18 protein-coding genes and 1 pseudogene are annotated in these 20877 nt (G+C 49.6%); all 19 read right to left on the bottom strand.

The features are described 5' to 3' along the window. Positions 1-7 precede the first annotated feature (7 nt). Positions 8-2011, bottom strand: coding sequence for a sugar transferase (locus SE15_RS14095; protein WP_083461746.1), 2004 nt, complete (start codon positions 2009-2011; stop codon positions 8-10). A gap of 63 nt (positions 2012-2074) precedes the next feature. Next, complete coding sequence (locus SE15_RS06300) at positions 2075-3094, bottom strand: glycosyltransferase family 2 protein (protein ID WP_054521223.1); 1020 nt, start codon at positions 3092-3094, stop codon at positions 2075-2077. Between the two features lie 19 nt (positions 3095-3113). Then, positions 3114-4523, bottom strand: coding sequence for a phenylacetate--CoA ligase family protein (locus tag SE15_RS06295; RefSeq protein ID WP_054521222.1), 1410 nt, complete (start codon positions 4521-4523; stop codon positions 3114-3116). Between the two features lie 59 nt (positions 4524-4582). Further along, positions 4583-5146 (bottom strand): glycosyltransferase family 4 protein, encoded by a 564-nt coding sequence (locus SE15_RS14715; protein WP_236689984.1) that lies wholly within the window; start codon positions 5144-5146, stop codon positions 4583-4585. A gap of 24 nt (positions 5147-5170) precedes the next feature. Next, positions 5171-5446 (bottom strand): annotated as a pseudogene (locus SE15_RS14895) (glycosyltransferase); the annotation flags it as partial. 202 nt (positions 5447-5648) lie between these two features. Next, the gene (locus tag SE15_RS06285) at positions 5649-6818 is read right to left on the bottom strand and encodes a glycosyltransferase (protein WP_054521220.1); all 1170 of its coding nucleotides are present in this window, start codon (positions 6816-6818) and stop codon (positions 5649-5651) included. After that, positions 6815-8230 (bottom strand): O-antigen ligase family protein, encoded by a 1416-nt coding sequence (locus SE15_RS06280; protein ID WP_054521219.1) that lies wholly within the window; start codon positions 8228-8230, stop codon positions 6815-6817. The genes SE15_RS06285 and SE15_RS06280 overlap by 4 nt, the downstream gene beginning before the upstream one ends. Then, positions 8218-9270, bottom strand: a complete 1053-nt coding sequence (locus SE15_RS06275) for a glycosyltransferase (protein WP_054521218.1) — start codon at positions 9268-9270, stop codon at positions 8218-8220. The genes SE15_RS06280 and SE15_RS06275 overlap by 13 nt, the downstream gene beginning before the upstream one ends. Positions 9271-9397: 127 nt before the next feature. Continuing rightward, entirely contained in the window at positions 9398-10243 is an 846-nt protein-coding gene (locus SE15_RS06270; protein WP_160316675.1) for a polysaccharide deacetylase family protein, read from the bottom strand. Positions 10244-10254: 11 nt separating this feature from the next. Next, positions 10255-11400, bottom strand: coding sequence for a glycosyltransferase family 4 protein (locus SE15_RS06265; RefSeq protein WP_083461743.1), 1146 nt, complete (start codon positions 11398-11400; stop codon positions 10255-10257). Continuing rightward, positions 11400-12542, bottom strand: coding sequence for a glycosyltransferase family 4 protein (locus SE15_RS06260; protein ID WP_054521215.1), 1143 nt, complete (start codon positions 12540-12542; stop codon positions 11400-11402). Before SE15_RS06260 ends, SE15_RS06265 begins: the two co-directional genes overlap by 1 nt. A 1-nt stretch (position 12543) precedes the next feature. Further along, on the bottom strand, positions 12544-13806 hold the full coding sequence (locus SE15_RS06255; protein WP_054521214.1) for a hypothetical protein: 1263 nt from the start codon (positions 13804-13806) through the stop codon (positions 12544-12546). A 21-nt stretch (positions 13807-13827) separates the two neighbouring features. After that, complete coding sequence (gene kdsA / locus SE15_RS06250) at positions 13828-14670, bottom strand: 3-deoxy-8-phosphooctulonate synthase (RefSeq protein WP_201778059.1); 843 nt, start codon at positions 14668-14670, stop codon at positions 13828-13830. Positions 14671-14685: 15 nt separating this feature from the next. After that, positions 14686-15675 (bottom strand): KpsF/GutQ family sugar-phosphate isomerase, encoded by a 990-nt coding sequence (locus SE15_RS06245; protein ID WP_054521212.1) that lies wholly within the window; start codon positions 15673-15675, stop codon positions 14686-14688. Continuing rightward, positions 15672-16421 (bottom strand): 3-deoxy-manno-octulosonate cytidylyltransferase, encoded by a 750-nt coding sequence (gene kdsB / locus SE15_RS06240; protein ID WP_083461742.1) that lies wholly within the window; start codon positions 16419-16421, stop codon positions 15672-15674. Before kdsB ends, SE15_RS06245 begins: the two co-directional genes overlap by 4 nt. A 28-nt stretch (positions 16422-16449) precedes the next feature. Continuing rightward, positions 16450-17472, bottom strand: a complete 1023-nt coding sequence (locus SE15_RS06235) for a glycosyltransferase family 2 protein (RefSeq protein WP_054521210.1) — start codon at positions 17470-17472, stop codon at positions 16450-16452. Next, positions 17456-18556, bottom strand: a complete 1101-nt coding sequence (locus SE15_RS06230; RefSeq protein WP_054521209.1) for a glycosyltransferase family 4 protein — start codon at positions 18554-18556, stop codon at positions 17456-17458. The genes SE15_RS06235 and SE15_RS06230 overlap by 17 nt, the downstream gene beginning before the upstream one ends. 22 nt (positions 18557-18578) lie before the next feature. Continuing rightward, a complete protein-coding gene (locus SE15_RS06225) occupies positions 18579-19781 on the bottom strand; it encodes a class I SAM-dependent methyltransferase (RefSeq protein ID WP_054521208.1) in 1203 nt (400 codons plus the stop codon). Between the two features lie 22 nt (positions 19782-19803). Beyond that, positions 19804-20859, bottom strand: a complete 1056-nt coding sequence (locus SE15_RS06220; protein WP_201778058.1) for a class I SAM-dependent methyltransferase — start codon at positions 20857-20859, stop codon at positions 19804-19806. Between the last annotated feature and the right edge of the window lie 18 nt (positions 20860-20877).

Below are 20877 nucleotides of genomic sequence, written 5' to 3'. Positions count from 1 at the left end.
AGGTTAATCACGCATTTACTGCTATTTTCATGGCTTGATAGGCTCGCTCAAAAACACCCTCGTGACCGCCATCATCATCCAGACACGCCACTCCCATTCCCACTTCAACGCTAATCGGGCCGCGGTCAGTCCAAACTGGCGCGCTGCACAACCGTACCTGTAAACGTTCCGCCACAAGGTTGGCTCCATCAATAGATGTTTCAGGCAAAAGGACCCCAAAAACACTTTCCTCCAATCGTCCTATGGCATCTACCTCACGAATATCCCGCAAGGTGCGTTCAGCAACTGCCTTCAGGATCTGAGCCGTTACCGAAGCAGCCCGGGTAGCTTCATCAGGCCAGGGATACGAGACTTTGAAAATTATCAGAGAAAGCGGGTTGTGGTAACGTTGAGCGCGTTGTGCCTCGCGCTCAAGTAAACGCATAAAATGCTGCTGGTTATATACATTAGTAAGGCGATCATAAAGTGTGTTTCTTAATACTTTTTCCGCCAGCTCTTCACGGCTTTGTTCGCTCACCGGGAAATGAGCTCTCAGAGTATCCATGACCTCCGGCATCATGATCAAACGCACTCCTGGCTGACGACATAACGTCAAAATGCGTTCGCTATGGTCTGGTCGAATATCGCTGATAGCAAATAGGATCAAACCCACATCGTGTTTTTGAACAAGGGCGGGAATCTGATCGGTCCGCCCAACAACGGGCAGGCCTTCTACCATGGCACCGATCTTACGGGGGTTATCGTCCACAAAGCCGACCAGTGTAAACGCTTTTGAAAGATCTCCATTCCGGAGTAACCACAAACCGAATCGTGCCGTTTGTCCTGCCCCAACGATCAGCACTCGCTCTCCAAGGCTCTTCACCCGATCACCTCGCACGCGCAACCATCGTTCGGCTAGCCCTGTGATCACCCGATTTCGATAGCGAACAGCAACAAAACCGATATAGGCAAACATTCCCGCAGCAACTAGAACAATCGGAGGTAAGAGAGTGCCATTGGGCAAGAAGAGATTAATCAGAAAGAGAATCAGAGTCACCAACCCTGTAGAAACTGCCAGATCAATCGCCTCAGAGGCACCTGCCCGTGACCACTCCACCCGATTAATGCCCGTCAGAGCATTGATCAGACTAAACATCATTGCGATGATAAAAGCAATTCCCAGTGAAAGTTCAATCCCCAAATCCAGTGGACCACTAAGACGTCGCAACACCCCCGCAATGCCGATGGCAAAAAAAGCCACCACAAAATCAGCCAGGAACCAGATCAGATAACGATTTAGAAAACGCGCCAACGGTCCCCAATACAACAGATGTTCAGGAACCACATAATTCTTCAAGCGCGGAAGTAACACGACAGCTGTCCAAAACAGCACATCAAAATCCGTCCAAATGCTTCGGTTGCGAACGTATAACTGATCCAGCCGCAACTTGCTGGGTAGAATATCCCAGAGGTAACGCTCCATCACATTACGGGATTGGAGCATTTCCTCCTCATTGCGATACAACACTGAAGCCGGGCTAGTAATCCCCGGGCGCACCGAAAGAATTTCGCGGCGAATATCTTCGGGCCAGCGGGCAGCAATATCGGGGTCCTCTGGTCTTGGCCCTACTAGGCTCATATCCCCAATGAACACATTCCACAATTGCGGCAATTCATTGAGTTTGGTCTCTCGCAAAAAACGACCCAGAGGGGTGATTCTGGGATCATCTTTCGCAGTCACGCGTGCGCCTTCGAACGAGGTGGGATGCTCGTACATTGTGCGAAACTTAAGAATCTTAAAGACCCTCCCGTTCTTTCCAACTCGTGGCCCCTTGTAAAATATTGGGCCTGGAGAATCCCGCCGAATCATGAGCACAACAAGCAGGAAAAACGGGGAAAGGAAAATCATCCCTAACCCCGAAATTATTATGTCTCTTATCCTACTTAACCAATCATCAATCTGACGCACGACAGAAACACCCACTCGCGTCCCCGATTTTTCGGGATCGCTTGCATAAATCACTTTTTCCATACCTCCCTCCATTTCGCCACTGCACTCTTATCAGTAAAGCGTTGCTCCAAAGGCCCTTCAATTTCAATGGCTTGTTTTCTTTCTCAACAAATGACGTACTAGGTCATACAGACCTGCCCAGAACCCCAATCCATAAGCCACATGTAAAATAGCAAAAGCCAGGGGCAAACGCAGCATATGCTCCCAACCATGCCGAGCAGACAAAACCAACGATGTGCTCAGGTTGAGAAGGCCATAGAGTACGAGAAACCCCAACAAGCCATAGCGGAAGATCTCCCCGAACATAGAGAGAACCAATAACCCCAGCAAACCACCTACAAAGGCGGGAGGAACGAGTTGCCTCAGGCTAATTTGGGTTGGGTGTTTATATAAAACGCGGACTTTGTAAAATCCATATTGAAAATATTGGCGCCAAAGCGAACCTAGAGAGCTTCGACTGTAGTACTTTGATCGTATATCCGGGCTCAGAAGTAGTTTTCCCCCCATTGCGCGAAGACGGTAGTTGTACTCATCGTCCTGATTTCTCACCAGAGTTTCATCGAACGGCCCGGCTTCCTGAAGCGTGCTCATTCGATAGGCCGGAAAAGGAACCGTATCCACATAACGACGCTTATTTACCCGGATACGAAAAGCCGAATTCCCCACACCAAATGGTGAGGACATTGCCAAAGCGATGCTTTGGGCTACTGGCGTTTCTCCAATGGTCTCCATTGGCCCCCCCACACCAGCGACCCGTTCATGCTGCAATGCCTCTACACAACGGCGAACATAATCTTTGGCAATGACACAATGCCCATCTACCCGAATGAATATCTCTCCCTTGGCATTGGCGATAGCAATATTTAGCCCTTTGGGTACAATCTTGCCGGGATTTTCAAGCAAGCGCACGTGAGGATGGATTTTCTGCTGTTCAAGAATAAATTCACGCGTACCATCCTCAGACATCCCATCTACGACGAGAATTTCAACGCATTCCTGGGGATAGTCTTGATCCAGAACGGCCCCCAAACTACGCTGGATATAGGGTCCTTCGTTTCGTACAGGCATCACAATGGATACAAAGGGGCAATCTTGGGCTTTCATATGTGTCTTCAATTCCGATCTAAAGCGAAAGTGGGGTAGGTGTATTCAACATAGAAATGACGAATCTAAATTTCCCGTTCGGACCTCGTGGGATAGAACCCACCCTGGTAACTTCCACATGCATTGAGTCACCGGTGATCTTCTTCACACGCGAAACCAGAGTACTAACATCGCTATCCGAAAATCCCGGTTCAGGAACAACTCGTATTTCCAAATGATCCAATGCAGTTTGAATAACCTGGGCTTCCCGAATGGGGAGATCTGCTTTAAAAACAACTGCAATGACAGCATCAATGCGCCGACCATCCGGCGATAATAGCACATCATCCAGACGTCCGCTGATTTGAGCCAGCACCGGCATTTGCCTTCCACACTCACAGATAGCGGGCTCTAGCGCCCAGCACCCTCGATCCCCAATTTCATACCGGACTAGAGGCATCACCGGATTTAACAATCCTGTTAGAACCAGTCGTCCCGTTTCGTTTCTTCCCGCTGGTTTGTCCTCTTCATCTTTCAAAATTTCAACCACTCCTGCATCTGGCCAAACATGCATCCGACCCGACCGACATTCGCTGGCTGCTGCAACTGTCTCTGACATCCCATACGTATCAATCACTCGGCACTTAAAGCCTCGGGAAAGAATTTCCCTCACTTCGGGAAGTAAAATTTCTGAATTTGTGATAACGGCTTCCAACACAGGCAAATCCAGCGCATGCTTCTCCGCCAAGCGAACGAGTATCGCCAATGCAAAGGGATAACCCAACAAGTAACGGACCCGATGCTTCCAAAGTGCCTCAATGTAGAAGGGAATGAAATCTTCGCTCAGGTGAATGGCAGAAAGGTAGAGTTGATTTAACCCTGCATTCCACACCCAAAACGGTGGACGTCGTTGTGCAGCCGGTACTATAGGCTGTGCTCCCAGGATAGCCCAGCGATCGCGGTATGAGAATCCATTCCAGCGTCGTACGCGCGCCTCATAGAGGGCATACCATTGACGCTCGGTTTCCAAATTGCGCCACAACGTCAGGGGTGTCCCGGTAGTTCCACTGGTATGCTCCTCAATCAGGGATTGAAGATTTGCCCCATCCGCAACAAACGCCTTGGGATTTTGACGAATTGGATCCTTCTTGAGAACGGGCCAGTTTTCCAAATAGCTCCATGAAGCATTATCCCCCTGCCTCCGTCGCCTCTCCCAATGCTCACGGTAGTAAGGGACTTGCTTCGCCGCTACCTCTAGCATTTCACTTAGGCGGGTTTCTTGCCAGGCTTGCCATTGCTCTCGTGACCAACGATCACGTTCTAGAGCCTCATCAACTAAACGCTCAGAAAACCGCCCATAACGTTGAGCGCGTAAACGATATCCATGGAGGCTAGCAACAAGCACCTTGCCAGGATAGGGGAGTCTGTGATATAGGGATATTTTGTCCATGAATTCGACCTCAGGACCGTCACTCACGCAAATCAATGGATATTTTCCAACTCAGAGACTCAAAACAAGCCCAGGTCTTTAAACAGGCGCTCCCAATCCTGGCGCACGCACTTCCAATCATAAGTTTCAGCCATACTTCGCCCCTTTACTGAAAGGCGGGTGGACAACAATGGATCAATCAAGAGCCGTTCTACAGCGCTTGCCATTGCTTCAGGATCATCATCCTGCACTAATAAAGCCGTCTCGCCATCCTGGAGCATGTATGGGATTCCTCCCACAGAAGTTGCTACAATGGGCAGGCCGAAAGCAGCCGCTTCTACGACACTTACCGGTGTGTTGTCTACCCGTGTCGTACTCAGGTAGATATCATGTCGTTGAAACTCTTTCTGCTTGGTGGCCTTATCCATGAAACCTATCAGGTGAACCTGGCTTTGGAGACCCAAAATCTGAATTCGCTTTTTTACCACTCCCAGCCAGCCCCGATCCTGCCCCCCCATCGTCAGAACCACGTCTGGCCATCGAAACCTAAGCCGTTCCACAACCTCCACTGCCAGTTCCGGGTTGTAAGTATCCTCAAAAGTGCGCATCCAGATTAACCGGGGCAAGCACCCTGCTCGTCTCATAAAGGGATAATCATTTAGATCGAGGACATTTGGGATAACGCGAACGGGGAATTCCATTCTCTCAAAATGATGGGCTAGATAAGGTGAGGGCGAAACAATTGCGCACCCTCGCCTCATTACCCGGTTAACCCATCGAGGGAAACGTTGGCTAAACTGAGGCAATGCGCCTCCATGCAGCCATAATATCACCGGTTTTCTTAACCTCTGCCCTATCAGGCTAGCAACATCAGCAACAGCAAAGCCCATCCCAGAGAAAACCATAATAAGAATGACATCCACTGAGTCCTGCCAGGTTCCCATAGTAGCAATCGTATCCAGAAGACGTTCCAGGCGATTAACTCGCCTCGAGGTGAGAGTAACTGGATAACCGGCTTTAGCAAAAAGGTTTGCTAGGATTTCCCCCTGGCTGGTAACCCACCCTGGGTTCACGCCCAGCATAGGTCCTACAAACCCCAATCGAGGATATTCATGCATCAGGTTTGTTTTCCCCAAAAAATTAAGGCTATGGCTTGATCAGAGAAGTAATCACAGAACGATCTAGTGCACTGGCAATCTGATAGTAAAGTTGTTCCACAGTCTGCCCCAGACTTACATGGCTATACGATTGAGCCACCATTTGACGCCCAATTCCCCCCATGGTGCGACGTAAGAGAGGATGCCGAGCCAAATGAAGTAATCGCTCAACAAAAGCGCTTTCGTCCTCCGTTGACACAATAAACCCGCTTATTCCGTCTCGCACAATTCGAGCGGCATCACCTGCCGGGGTGGCAATCACAGGTAGCGCACCCGCCATTGCTTCAAGTATCCCGTTAGGAAATCCTTCGTGATCAGAGGTTAACGCAAATACATCCATCCGGGATAATAGTGCAGGCACATTTTCACAATGGCCAAGAAATTTCACTCCATCCGGAGAAAGCCCCATGGCTTTTGCCTGCTCTTCAAGAAATTGTCGTAAAGGTCCTTCGCCGGCAATCACCCCTCCAATCTCGGGCATCTGTTCTCGTGCTCGTGAAAGGATACGTAAAAAGCGGTCTAAACGTTTAGCATCAATCAATCGGCAGACAGTGACCACCCAAATGCGACCCTCTGGTAAGCGGTAGGGAAAAGGTTGCGAGGCTTGACGATCGTAAGCGCCCAAATCAATCACATTGGGCAACAAAAGCACCTTGCTTGAGGGCAGGCCATAGGCAATCACTCGCTGACGAGCTAGGTGCGAGTTGGCTAAAAGCGCATGCGGTAACCGCAACAACCACGGTCCCCAAAAGCCATTGGCATTCAATTCGTAATCCAAATCGCTTCGCAGACTGCCAATGGCAATTCCCCCCACAAACCAAGAAGCGAGAGCCGCATAGAGGTTAGTGTAGAAATGAGTGGAGTGAAGAAAATGGGGCTTAAATTCACGGAGCAAATCTACCAACTTCAAAACCCGGGATAAAGGGTGCTTAAATTGCCCAAACCATATGGGAACAATGCCCTCTTTCCTCAACACGGCCTCGTAAGGTTCTCCGCTGGTCAGGCAGTAAACCCGCACCTCGAAACCAGTGTTTCGAAGAGCCCTAGCCAGGTATATGAGTTGTTTTTCTGCTCCTCCATATCCGAGGGTTCCAGCGATAATGGCTATGCGCAATTTTTTATTATTAATGACGTGGGAATCCCATTGATCCCTTGTCATTTAATCCCCGCTTCTTTGCTCCGAACCCTGCGTCTAGAGGATCTCATGATGGGCTCATTCAGATAGTTTTCAGTATGCTGAGGATTCAACAAAGGAATGGCCCCTGCTACCAAATACCATAAATCCTTTCCTTGAAACTCTTTGGAAACAAATGAAACCGCTAACACCGTCGTCACCAAAAAGCCTATTGCAAAACAATTTTTATCACGGCGTTGCCAACCCACTACTAAAAAAGATCCCACCATGAAGACCATGATTAAAATTCCCTGGACCCCGTTTTCTGCCAGGGTCTTAATCCATCCAGAATGCGCTGGTCGCGCTGCCCCCCCTTGAATATTCAAAAGAATTGCACCAGCCCGAAAAGATCCCGTACCAATTCCAAAGGGACGTTCCTGGAAAATTTTTAGACCGGTTGCAGCAATATCAGAGCGCCCACTGGTTCGCTCAGCAATTGTGTAGGTAGGATCAAAGAGTCGCTGAATACGACTTAAGGCGTAAGCTTCCCGTTCCCATAAGAGGTTGAAAGCCCAAAATGCGGCTATGCTTCCCGCAATCAGGAACAGGGTTGTCCATGAAATGCTCCGCAAAATCATCAGGTAACACACCACCACAACCATAGCAGTCAAAAGACTGCCGCGACTCCCGGTAAGAAAGACCCAAATCACATTCACCGCAGCCAGGGAGAGCAAAATGAGTCGCCCATACTTAATATCTTTGGCGCTGGGTAAAGCTAACGCAATACTGAAAAGAGCCGTCATCGGAAATGCAGCCCATGAGTTGGGATTGATATAGGGGAGATTGCCAAGTTGCAGATAAAAAGCCAGCCCCCCCAGTACACCCACTACTCCGTTGACAATACCCTGCCAGTAGTAAACCTGAGGGTTTCGAGAGGCCTTCACAAAGTAAATCAGAATTCCCAAAGTAGCCCCAACGTTAAGAAGATCTTGCAACCCATCACTGACGTAAACGCTGAGAGGCAGCATCAGCGCCATAATTCCCCAGAAAGCCATTAGCCATCGTGAGTTTGGGTCATTCAAGCGTAACAACAGACGGAGATTCAATAAAATAACGATGACCAACCAATAATTCAAAGTGTTCCACCGCCATAATCCTCCGCTTAGCAAAAGGTTACGAGTCAGGGGATCCAGGGTACACAGTAATCCCACCCCAAGCACACCAATCGCCGGATAGCGCATTCCCACAATTGCCAAAAGCAGGCCAAGGACATTGAGCACGATTACAGAATTCGAATAACCTCCAATAAAACTGAAGCCCCAGGTGATCAGAATTACAACAATAAGCATGCGGCTTATGTTCTTAATAATGATCTCGGGATTCTCTTCGGTCTGAGATAATCTATGTAAAGCACGCAGGCTTTTTGTTCGCCGACTAACCGTCATCATTTCGCCCATTGTAATTTACCATCCACATAAGAACATCCCCACTGACCAACACATAACTGGGCAATTTGCTCTGCCCAGGCTTCTAATGTAAGACTCTCCACAAATTGGCGGCAACGCTTACGAATCTCTGGCCAGGGAAGAGGGGTAGAGAGTATTTCTTTTAGTTTGGTTTTCAGAGCGCCCGGGTCGCCGGGTTCAACTAACCAACCCCGCTCTCCGTTACACCCAATCACTCGCTTTGCCATACCGACGTTGCTGCTGACCACCGGCAAGCCATGGGCCATTGCATCCAACCAGGCTTTGCTCAAACCCTCGGTCAGGGAGGGTTGTACTGCCACGTCCATCGTTAATAATTGATGGGAAAGAGCCTTTCGATCCAATTGCCCCGTGAATTCAACTTGTTCCTGCATCCCCATAGACTCTACCAGTCTTTTAAGCCCATCACGCTGCGGGCCATCACCGATCAATACCAAACGCGGTATCGGATGAAATTCCTCTTCGCGCATTCCTTGCAAAGCCTCTAGTAACACAGGCAAACCTTTTTCAGGCGAAAGCCGTCCGATAAACCCCAGGCGTGGCGGGGAATTCAAATGACGTTCAAGATTTGGCGAAATGGTTTCCAGTTCCTCACGGGTTAGTGCCGTCGTAAATAGCCAGTGCATCCGTGGTGCAGGAGGATCTTCTCCCATACCAGTTGCAAGCATCAAATTTCGCCCTCCTGCCAGAATGCGCATCGCCCAACGCATAAATCGTGTTGCCGTTGTGGCCTGATCATTAACCTCCCAAGATCCCCCATATCGCACAACAAGGTGCTTGCGGAGGGCAACAGCCATTCCCATTCCCAGAAATGGCAAATCTCCCGGTAGAGGGATATAAATCACGTCGGCTTGCCGGATATCGCGCCACATCCTTGAAAAGTAATCCAGAGCATGCCTTAAGACATATAGTTTTCTTCCTTTTCCCTCGCCTTTCGGGGTTGGAAGAACCACAACCTTGAGGCCCGCGGGTAATTCGATTCCCCCGCTTCCGCCCTCGCTTTTGGTAACCATCAAAGTGGTCTCATCGAATAATGAGGCCAATGACCTAATCTGAAGAGGAAATCCCCCGTTGGAATACCACTGGCCTTTCGAGTTCACCCAACACTCTTTGAAGGAAATAATGCATAGGCGCATCACCTTAAAAACCTCTGCTGTAATGTTCTTTGGCGATCTCTCGAGGTAAAAGAACCTCCAGGTTTTCTGAACTTACCAACCCCTGCACATGCTCCAGGAAGGGTATTAAGTAGTTCTCACTTTGCGGGCCATTACCCTCTAAAGCATGAGGGTGAGCAAAACAAACCACATAACCATTCTTGGCCACCGCGTCATCCATAAGACGTGTTGTGTCTTGACGAAAGCCAAAGGCATTGACGCGCAATGTCACAACTCCTCGAATCCTTTCAACCCTGGGCATGAAATTTTCGGACCGTCCAAGACGAATGCCCAGCCTTTCACCAATCGGTTTATAGGCAACCCGACAAAAGGTAAACCCCTCCTCACGCAGAATCTTGCACAAGAAGCCCAAGTCCACGCGATCCCTGGGGACTTCACGACGTTCCGAGAGACTGATTGAGCCTCGTTCCCAAAAGTCAAACGGCTGATTATAGGTGGGAGCAAACGTTGTCACGGGTTGCATAATACAGGTTTCCAAGGCTTCTTTGCTCTGGCGAATTACGCGGCGCAGATCTGTCCTCCCCACACCAGGTAACCACTCATGGTGCATAGCATGGCTAGCCACTTCGTGTCCCTGGGCTGCAATTTCCCGAATCAAGCCAGGATCATGATATGGACGATTTCCGGGAAGGGCAACCGCACCGACCACCGCGAAGCAAACCTTTACAGAAAAACGATCTAAGATTTTCAGCAATCGCTCAGTGCAACGGAATTCCAACGGTCCCCATGCTTTTGGCCCTCCTCCTGAGCGAGACCGCTCCGCTCCCCATTCGGCATCAAAATCCCAAAAGAGAATCAACTTTCCACTCAATCTTATTACCCCTATCCCATGGCATCCATGTAAGCCAACAGTTTCCCGACTGAAACCTCTTCAGAAAACTGATTGATATACTCTCTCATACCCTCCCGCAAATCCTCCAAGGTTTCTTCGGGCATTGATTCAATCTGTCCAAAGCGTTCCAGAAAGGTTTCATCGGAAAAACGCAAATGATCCATAGGTACAATTTCGCGTTGCCCCCCTGAGTCATGGACAAATGGAATAGTCCCCGAGGCTATCGCTTCTACCGTTGTCATGCCAAAATGCTCATTAACTGCCGGGAAAACATAAAACCGCGTGCGCGCCAGGACCTCCCGCACCTGAAGATCTGAGGGGTTCGGGAGAAAGGTCACATTTTGTGCAACTCCCATCTCCCGCGCCTGAGACATTAGAGCGCGCAAATAAGGACGCCTGTGGGGTGGCACCCCTCCCATGATCAAATAACGCCACTTTGGATATGTCTTTGCCAACCGCAAAATCATCTCAGGTCGTTTGTAATCCACAATGCGAGAAAAGAAAACCACCGAATCTCGTTGCGACCAATCTCCGCGCACATAACTGCGTCCATGTAGATCAATTGGGGGATAAACAACCGGCAACCTCACCCCATGAGCCTCATAGAACAGCTGAGCCGTGTAATGGGAATTTATGACATAATTGTCCTGCCGGTGAAATTCATAGGCCGGCCATCGTCTCGCCAGAATATGCCGATACCCCGCTTGAAAAAGACGTGCAGGGAAGCCTCTCATTCCCCTAGGGGGATTCTCAAGTTGAGGCAATAGGGGAGGACCGCTCAAGTACCTTACATGTGGCATATTGGCCGGTAAAAGAAAACCATTGTGAAAGATATAGGCAAATTGGTAACGATGTTTCATTCCATCGTAGCGCATCGTATTAAAAATCCAGGCAACATAGCGCAATGTATTAGGAAGGTGATCTATCCAAGGAGTAGGAATTGCAAACCGAATGGCCTCAAAATCGGCCTGGCACCGCTGCCGTTCCAACAATTGCGGATTCGGGGGTACATCCCAAAGCACGGTTGGACGAATACCACGTTGATTCAGCCCACGCATAAGGGCAAAAGCTACCGATTGTACTCCTCCTGGCCGATCCAACCGATATACAATCGCAACATGTTGGAGACTATTCATTAATCGCGATCCAACGGGAATTGTTCAAGCAGGGTCCAGAACAACTGAGAAAGGGGAGCCATTGCATCTGGCCGAGCAAAGTGGTTTTGCACGTTTTGACGTGCCGCTTCGCCCAAGCATCTGGATTTAGCAGGGTCTCTTAGGAGCTCAACGATTCTAGCAGCCAAATTTTCTGCCGCTAGTTCGCCCATCGAGTGGAACTTGAGCCCAGTGACCCCATCCTCAACTAACTCGGCTGCCCCACCCACATCAGGAACAACCACTGCACAGCCCGCTAACTGAGCCTCAAGGACCACTCGCCCCAATGGCTCGCGCTGCGAAGTCAGACAAAAGACGGTCATTTCGCTCATCAGCTCTGCCACATCGGCCCGCTGCCCAAGAAATTGAAGTTGGTTTTGCACTCCCAATTTTTCAGCCAGAGCATGAAGGCCCTTCTCATAATCACGCTCGAGGGGCTGGGCACTTCCAGCAATCACAAACTGCGCACGAGGAATTTGTTCCAGGACAAAGGGTATGGCACGGATAAATACCTCAGGTTGCTTATAGGGTGTCAATCGTCCTACCCACCCAACAACCGGCACATCCGTTGATACTGTCAGGTGACGCATCCCCGACGCACGATGTGCTTGCACACGAGCCAGCCACGCCTCAGCATCTATAGGATCATAGATCACATGGATTGGCAATCCATCTGCCATTGGCCGAATATGATTGGCAATATCTTTTGAAATGGCCACTAACACATTTGCCTTTTGAAGAACCTTCCGGTGAAGCGAAATATCGCGCAAATAATCCCGCACAATGATCACCATCGGCAATCTTGCCCATTTTGCCGCCGTCATTACCCGGCTGGTTGCCGCAAAGGTGTTGCAGACAACCAATCGAATGCCTTGTTGGGTAAACCTTTGCGCTAGCCACCAGGATTGGAGTGTGTGCCAGCCCGGCAAAAGACGGCGCGGCGTTGAGATAGGATAAACCCAAACTTCAAACCCCATCTCTCGATAGGTCTTTTCAAGACGTCCCTGACCCGGTACAAGCATAGAAACCCGAAAGTTCTGATCAAGCCTCTTAATGGTGTCTGCCAATGCATATTCCGCTCCACTAACAATGTCCGGACGATAATGGGCAAACAGAATTCGCACATCACACCTGATAATGTCCGCCCCAATGGAAACGCCTTTGCAGACTTAATGCCAGGTGGCTCAAAAGGGTGTATCCGGGAATTCGGTGAAGACGCCGTGTCAGCGTATTAACTTGATCCTTAAGTTGCTCGATCGTAATTAATGCAGCATCCAGCTCAGATTGTAGAAACATCACATCTCGATTGCGAAACACCGGATGATCAGGGTATAACCGTTCCAGGTCAAAGGCTTCACTTGGCCAGGCCACAAAAGATTCGGGCGCATCCAGAATTCGAGGTGGAAAGGAGAGCGGAATCCCATTACGCTCATGCTCGCGCTTAATCCGGATCATGCTCTCAATGAGAGTAATCAGGCGGGGTAACGCTGGGGTATGGCACTCAAGTGCATCATGCAGGCAAAAATCCTGATAAAGCATGCGCTCAAGCGGTGGATTGCGCAAATCTTCAAGCACAGGTGCAATATGAGATGGGCACTTAATCTCCCAAGCCGCAGGAGTATATACCGGGACCAGATGATAATTCAACAACGCTACAGGTAACCCGACCAACATGGCCTCAAGTTGTGCCGTTGAGGGCGTGGTAATTACCGCATCCATCTGAGGGAGTAATTGATGTAATTCCTCTCCCGTGGCAGACGTAAACGTATTTTTGACCTTCAATTCAATGTGAAGACCTTTCGACAGCCGCCAAACCACCTCAATATCCTTGCGCAGATTCAGATAATCTCGCAGATCCTTGAGTGACTGAAGGGTGAGCGCTCGCTCGGCGGGTGTAAACCCGGGCGTCCTGGCCGTCATGACCAGCAATCGCATGGGACGACCCTCAATGGGTTGGGTACGCATTGGATAGTGCTGAACGATCAAGTCATCCAATCGTGGCGCTCCAACAATTTCGCATTTTCCCACGTTCCCCCAGGATTCATATAAGCGAGCATCTAAACGTCCCAGACAAGCCACTTTATGGGTTAAAACTGGCTGATTGAGAGGACGTTTCTGGCTTCCCTGAGTCCTAGACCAAGTGTTCCGCCATTCCTGAATGCCGTCCATAACGAGAAGCGTAGCCACATTGCGACGGACCATTTCTGCCACCACCAAGCCGCGTTGCGGGTTGCTTGCTTCAAAGGTGATCACCAAATCAGGGTCATAGGCAGCCACCTTAGCCACACTATAGTCTGCCTCAATGATCATGCGTTCACCAAAATGTTGGCGCAAGGGCTCAGCATGATGAAAAAAGCCACGGGCTCCCAGAACTACGATATCGGGCATATGAAAGTTACTCCCATAAAACTAGTGCGAAGGAACAAACGCAGACTCCCAATATGGGCGCGCCGTTTGCCAAACCTTCAGTAGACTCTCCAACAGTGTTTCCATCTCATTCAATGGGATCATGTTGGGGCCATCGCTTAGGGCGTGTTCAGGATCAGGATGAGCTTCCATGAAGAAGCCATCCACTCCAACCGCAGCGGCTGCCCGGGCCAGATAGGGAGCAAATTCGCGTTGCCCTCCTGAACGGCCATTCATCCCTCCCGGCATTTGAACACTATGAGTGAGGTCAAAAACCACGGGAGCAAAACGACGCATAATCACCAACGAACGCATATCAACAACTAGATTGTGGTAACCGAAACTGCTACCACGCTCGGTTAGAAAAACCCGTTGATTTCCTGTGTCCGTCACTTTCTCAACCGCAAATTTCATATCCTCCGGCGCCATGAATTGCCCTTTTTTGATATTGACCACACGCCCGCTTTGGCCTACCGTTTGAAGCAAATCGGTTTGGCGACATAAAAATGCAGGGATTTGCAAGATATCTGCTACCTCCGCCACCTCCGCTACCTGGTTGGTCTCGTGAACATCTGTCAATACTGGTACACTCACCTCTTCTCGCACCCGAGCCAGAATACGCAGAGCGGGCTTAAAGCCTATACTGCGAAATGACCGATGTGAAGTTCGATTAGCTTTATCGTAAGAAGACTTAAAAACAAAAGGCAACCCCAGTTGAGATGTGACTTGCTTCAAAGCCCATGCTGTCTCCAGCACAATTGCTTCTGACTCCACCACACACGGGCCGGCTATGACCAGAGGAAGGTCACCCCCAATCCAAATCTGCTGTTCAATTGGAAAAGTCATAGGATGGCTCATTGTTTACCTCGCCCCTAGATAGATATCGTGGAGACGGATTAACCCCAGGCAGGTTCCACTCTCGTTGTCTACCACCGGTAAAACGGAAATTTGGGAAGGCCGGTTTTCCATAATTTCTGCCGCCCGCCCTAAGGTCACTTCTGGAGTTACCCGAATCGGATTAGGCGTCATCACGTCCTTGGCTCGCAGAGGGCGAATATCATCGAATTTCTGTAAAGCCCGACGCACATCTCCATCTGTAATCAGCCCGATTAGATGGTTGAATTGATCCAAAACACAGGCTGCTCCAAGTGGAAATCTGGTCATGGCGATCACAACTTCCCTCAAAGGTGTCTCCGGCTCCACCCAGGCAATTTCTTGTAACCGGTGCATAACATCACCCACGTGCAGATACAAGTTACGTCCCAGTTGACCGGCTGGATGAAAACGCACAAAGTCCTGCTCAGTAAATTGTCGCGCCACCATCAATGCCGCAGCCAGGGCATCTCCCAGAGCCAATGCAACCACCGTGCTAGCGGTGGGAACAATACCAAGCGGATCGGCCTCACGCTGAACTCGGGCATCCAATACGACATCTGCCACATGGGCTAAATGAGATTCAAGATTTCCGACAATGGCGATCAGCGCCGAGCGGAACTGCCGTAAAATCGGAGTCAGGCGTACCAGTTCCTCACTACTGCCACTCTTGGAAACCAAAATTGTTGGATCTCCCGGTGTATAAACGCCCAAATCTCCGTGAACTGCCTCAGCGGCATGGAGAAAAACTGCGGGTGTACCCGTGCTACACAAAGTGGCAGCAATCTTCTGAGCCACGTGACCTGACTTTCCGATCCCACTAACAACTACCTTACCAGAATGGCTCAGGATGATCTCAACCGCACGGGTAAGATTCCCATCTAGATGTTTGGCAGCAGCCTCAATCGCCTGCGCTTCAATCTCCATGACCGATTGGGCAACTCCAAGCCATTCAACTTGCTTTTCCGCCAGAATCATCCGCGACCCTCCTCGGCAAAAATCTGCCGTACACGTTCCAGATCTTCCGGGGTATCAACCGCAAAGGGATGGTAAGTAGTTTCCACGGTGAAGATTTCGTAACCTGCTTCCAAAAAACGCAATTGCTCTAACTTTTCGGCCTGCTCAAGTTGGGAAACCGGTAAAGAGGAATAAGCCTCCAGAACATCCCGCCGAAAGCCATAGACCCCTACATGCCCCCAAAAAGGTCCCGCTTCCAACCAGCGCTCAGCCGGCAAATCCCTAACAAACGGAATAGGATGACGCGAAAAATACAGAGCACGTCCTTGATGGGATCGGGCTACTTTCACTATTGAAGGGTTCCATAACTCGGCTGCCCTCTGAAGCCGAAATACCGGTGTAATAATGTCACATCGAAGGGAGCGCCAGGTTAAGATCAAGGCCTCTAAAAGGTGAGTATCTAGAAGCGGTTCATCTCCTTGCACATTGATGATCAACTCAGATTCGAATTCCTTGATCAATGAGGCCACCCGCTCACTCCCAGACTGGCACTCCGACGAGGTCATTCGGGCCTCCCCTCCCCATCCTCGCACCACTTGCAGTACTTCTTCTGAATCTGTGGCAACGATCACTTGATCAATCAAATTGCATTGAATGACACGTTGCCAAACATGCCAGAGCATCGGTTGTCCCTCAATGGTTGCTAAAACTTTCTGTGGAAGGCGCTTCGAATTAAGCCGCGCTGGTATTACCGCACATATGCTCATAATAAAATCCTTTAGTTAGGAAAAAACTTTATCTATTAGGCCGAAGCCGATAGCCTAAAAGGCGCCACACGCTTAATAGGGTTTTTCCCAGCTGCGTACCCCAAAAGAACGCGGGACGGTAGTAAATTGCCCACGCCTGGTGCCAAAGAGCACTCCAGAATGAGCGGCTCCGTAACCCCATTAACCAATGCCCCTGCCCCCGACGAGCGCGGGCAACCTTCTTGCGTCGTGCTTTTGCCCGTTCATCGCCCCAATTGCAGTAGGAAAGAGCCTTGGCATCCTCCTGATACATCCGAAGGGCCTGAGAACCACGCTTTGAGGATTCGTGAAACCGATCTGCCGCTAAGGGTTGATCCAGAACCATCACCTGCCCCAATCGGCAGATACGGTACATCAATTCCCTATCCATGGTGTAATGGAGATCTTCTCGTAACCATCGCCCCGCTTTATCCAGGTACTCGCGAACAAAAAAAGTGCTCTGTTGAGGGAGATACCATGCGCTGATGTCTAGTAGGGAGAGGTCCAATGGAGAGCGGGCATGCAGAAATGGTTGACGACTCTGGAATAATTCCCCCTCTACATTAACCACCCATACACCTCCGGTTATGACAGCAATGAATGGGTGATAATTCCAAGCCATTGCTACGCGATACAAAGCCCCTGGCAGGTAATAATCATCCGAATTCAAATAGGCAATCAACTCGCCAGTAGATCGCTCCCATCCTTTGTTTATGGCATGGCTTTGGCCCCGATCAGGCTCGCTCTCCCAAGAAGTGAGCCAAGGAGCATATTCTTCAAGCACCCAGCGAGTCTCATCGGTACTTCCTCCATCCATTACGTGAATCTCCAGGTCGGGATAGCCTTGCAACAATAAAGAGCGCAAAGTGGCCTCCAAAAACCTACCCTGGTTGTAACTCGGCACAGTAACACTAATTCGAGGCCATTTGTGACCCTCGGGCATTTGCGAAGGAAAAATCAGGGACTCTTCCGGTATCCAGGGCCAGCCCTTTCGATCTGGTAGTGTAGGCGGTAGTTCAGCGATTGAATGCATATGAAGCCCTCCTCTCGGTGAGGGATTCAATGTGAGAGAAGATGTCCCTCACAGCCCGGTTCCAGTTGTAATAATCGAGCACTAGGTTACGAGCCGCACGCCCCAGAAGAAACCGCTTGTCTCGATCTGAGGCCAACCATTGCAGGCGCTCTACCAGATAACCGGCATCATCAAATGGAACCAGGAAATCCATAGCCCCCATTTGTTGCATTACGTGGCTAATTTGTGGTTGCGGGGTGGCTATAATCGCCAAGCCGCTAGCCATATAGTCAAACAGTTTTAAGGGCGAATTGTAATCGGCTACCCCCGGACGGTAGAGAACCAATCCAACGTCCATTCCAGCCAACCAATATGGAAGCACATCGTAGGGTTTGGGGCCATGGTAAATGACATTCGGAGGGGTCTCATCAATGGGGAAAGAATGCCCAATCACATGAAAAACAATGCTCGTTTGTCCAACAGCCCATAGGTGTCTGGCCGCCTCCACCATCAAGCCGAAATGGTGCCAGGACAAATCAGCACTACCAACCCACACAACCCTCAGAGAGTCATCATCACGAGGGAGTGCTGGCTCCAGATCAGGGCGAAAAAGATTTGCATCTGAACCATTCGGAACGGCTACGGCATTCCGAATGCCCAATTGGTTTCGGACATAGTCGCATAACGCTTCAGAAACGCAAATAGCCAGATCACACCCTTGACCCCACATCTGAAATTGGGCGATCGAATCCCTAATAACCTGCTCTGAACGTCCCATTATGGAATGAAACTCGGGCACTGTATTGAATTCCCACACATGGAGGGCACCATTAAGCCACCACCTCCGTGGTGGTAGTGCATAACGGCAGCTCATAACAGGAGCCTCTTGCAATCGTGTGTAGATGACATCCATATCTTTTAGGGCAAACCAACGCTCTAAACGCCCTTTCCCTAGGACACGCAATCTGGGATGCGCCTCTACGGGCTCATCCACCCAAATCGTGTGCCCTAATTCCAGGGCATGACGAACAAACTGACGAATATGGGCATTCCGCCCACGCGTGTCTCCTGGTTTATATTCAGTATTTGCGTAGTAAAGATCCATTGCAGAAATGCCCAATGCCTTTCTAAACCAACAGAAACTCGGCTTCTAAATCCAGCGCGCGGGCTTGTGCTCGGATCTCATTTTCGTAAATAGGATTCATTATGAGAATCGCATCCGGGCGATAGGCTCTCAAAAAAGAGGGGTCCACAATTTTCTGCCCTGTTCCCGCCACATGCATCCCTGTTTTTCGCGGGTTGATATCCACCACATACTCGATCTCGCTTTTCACCCCCAATGCGTTCAAAAAGGTAACCCCCTTGGAGCCCGCCCCCCAAACCACCACACGCTTGCCTTCTGCTTGATAATGGCCCAGTTGTTGCTGCCAATAAGTCACCCTGTTCTTAAAGTGCTCTTGAAAAGTACTGACATCAGCATAGAGTTGTGTCAACTCGCGCTCTTCAACCGCCCTTGCCGAAGAACTATCTGCTTTGGGTTCTACTTCCAACGTAAGGTATTGACCTTCGTAAGTGTCCTCTATTGAAAGGACTTCGAAACCATTAGCAGTAAAAAGGTACACCAGCGAGCCAGCGCTGAAGTAGGAATAATGCTCGTAAATGACATCCCACACGGAAAGGCCGCGCAGCATAAATAACACGTTAGGGACCTCAAAGAAAGCCACCGTCTTTCGATCACCGATGCTACGTCGCAGCATTGCCACGAATTCACCAGGGCGGTACAAGTGCTCTAAGGTTTGACGACAACAAATCAAATCGGCTTGGTACCGCGCATACTGCTCAGAGTAGTAGTCCTGAATAAAAGTAACTTGCTGCATCGTGGGGGAACCACCGGGCTCTACATAACCCGGATCAAAACCGATTCCGCGATTGTTACCCAATTCGCACAATAACCCCAGGAATTCACCTTTGCCGCTCCCAATTTCAATGATCTCCTTGTTATGAAGATCATAGCGATCAATGAGCCGTTCTGCGATTGACCGGGCGTAACTTTGAAACCGAGAAGAGAAGTGGAGTGAGTTTTCATACCAAATCGAATAATGCATCAGGTCGGGGGAAAATGTCAGATTATAAATATGTCCACATTGATGACAAAACCCTAACCTGATCTCGCCACGCGGAGCGCTCAAAGCATCATCCCGCTTTGGCCACAAAAGATTGCAATGAACCGGCACTTGGCTAATATCGAAAAAGGCCTCAATTTTGCCCCCCCCACACACCGGGCATTGTAATTGCGCAGGCGGTTTCACACTCACTCGATGAATAACCATAAATCACCCTCCCTTCTAAAAGTCAAGCATTAAGCGGTATAAGCACAGGTCTAAGATTTTGGGCAGCAAGCATTGCTTCAATCTCACCTGTGTAAACCGGATTCATTACGATAACGACATCGGGCGGCTCAACTTGTAGATGTTCAGGTGCAGTAATCCAATGCCCACTACCTGCAATAAATGTGTTTTCCTTATATGGATTTACGTCCACCACGTATGCAATTTCTTTATCTAAACCCAAAGTTGTCAGGAAAGCCACAGCCTTGGAGCCTCCGCCCCAAAGCACAACCCGCTGTTGGTTCTGATAGTATTCCCGTAGACGATTTCGCCAATACTGCAGCACTTGGGGTACTGTTTGTGAAAAATAGGCAGTCAAGGGGATAAGCCTGCTCAGATCATCCTCCTGAGGCAAGGGGGGCATTTGAGCCCCACCAACCCAAGGCAATGCTTCAATCATTAGATACTGATCATCAAAGTCCACCCACAAGTCCAATACATTGAATCCACTACGACGAAATAGGCGTCCCAAAGACCCGGGTGTAAAGTAGGAACAGTGCTCGTAATAAACATCCCAAAAAGCCAGTTTCTGAAGAATACGGGTAGCTTCAGGAATTTGAAAAAACACGACCGCATCATGGCGCTCACCAACTGCCTTGCGCACCATATTTACAAAATCTGCAACCGGTTGAATATGTTCCAAGGTCATCTTGCAGACATAAAAGTCTGCTTCGATATCGCTATAATGTTCGGAGTAAAAATCCGCCACATAGGTTACCTGACCGCGCTTAACCGTTGGTGCCCGTTCAGGGATAAAGGCCGGATCAAAACCAATGCCCCGATTTTCTCCCAACTCACACAGAAGCGCCAGAAAATCCCCCTTTCCACAACCAATCTCCAAAATGGTCTTACCATGAAGGTCAAAACGATTGATCAAATACTCCGCCAGACGCCGATTAAACGCATTGAAGGTGGGAGAAAAAGCCTGGGTTTCTTCATAACGTTGCGAATACGCATTCAGGCTGGGATCAAAGGCTATATTGGTGATAAAGCCACACTGCCAACAAAAAGCAAGGTGCACATCCCCTCTGGGGTAAGA

Source organism: Thermanaerothrix daxensis (genome assembly GCF_001306145.1).
Taxonomy (GTDB): Bacteria; Chloroflexota; Anaerolineae; order Anaerolineales; family Anaerolineaceae; genus Thermanaerothrix; species Thermanaerothrix daxensis.
Note: the sequence above shows the minus strand (reverse complement) of the source record. Positions and strands in the feature narration are given on the sequence as shown.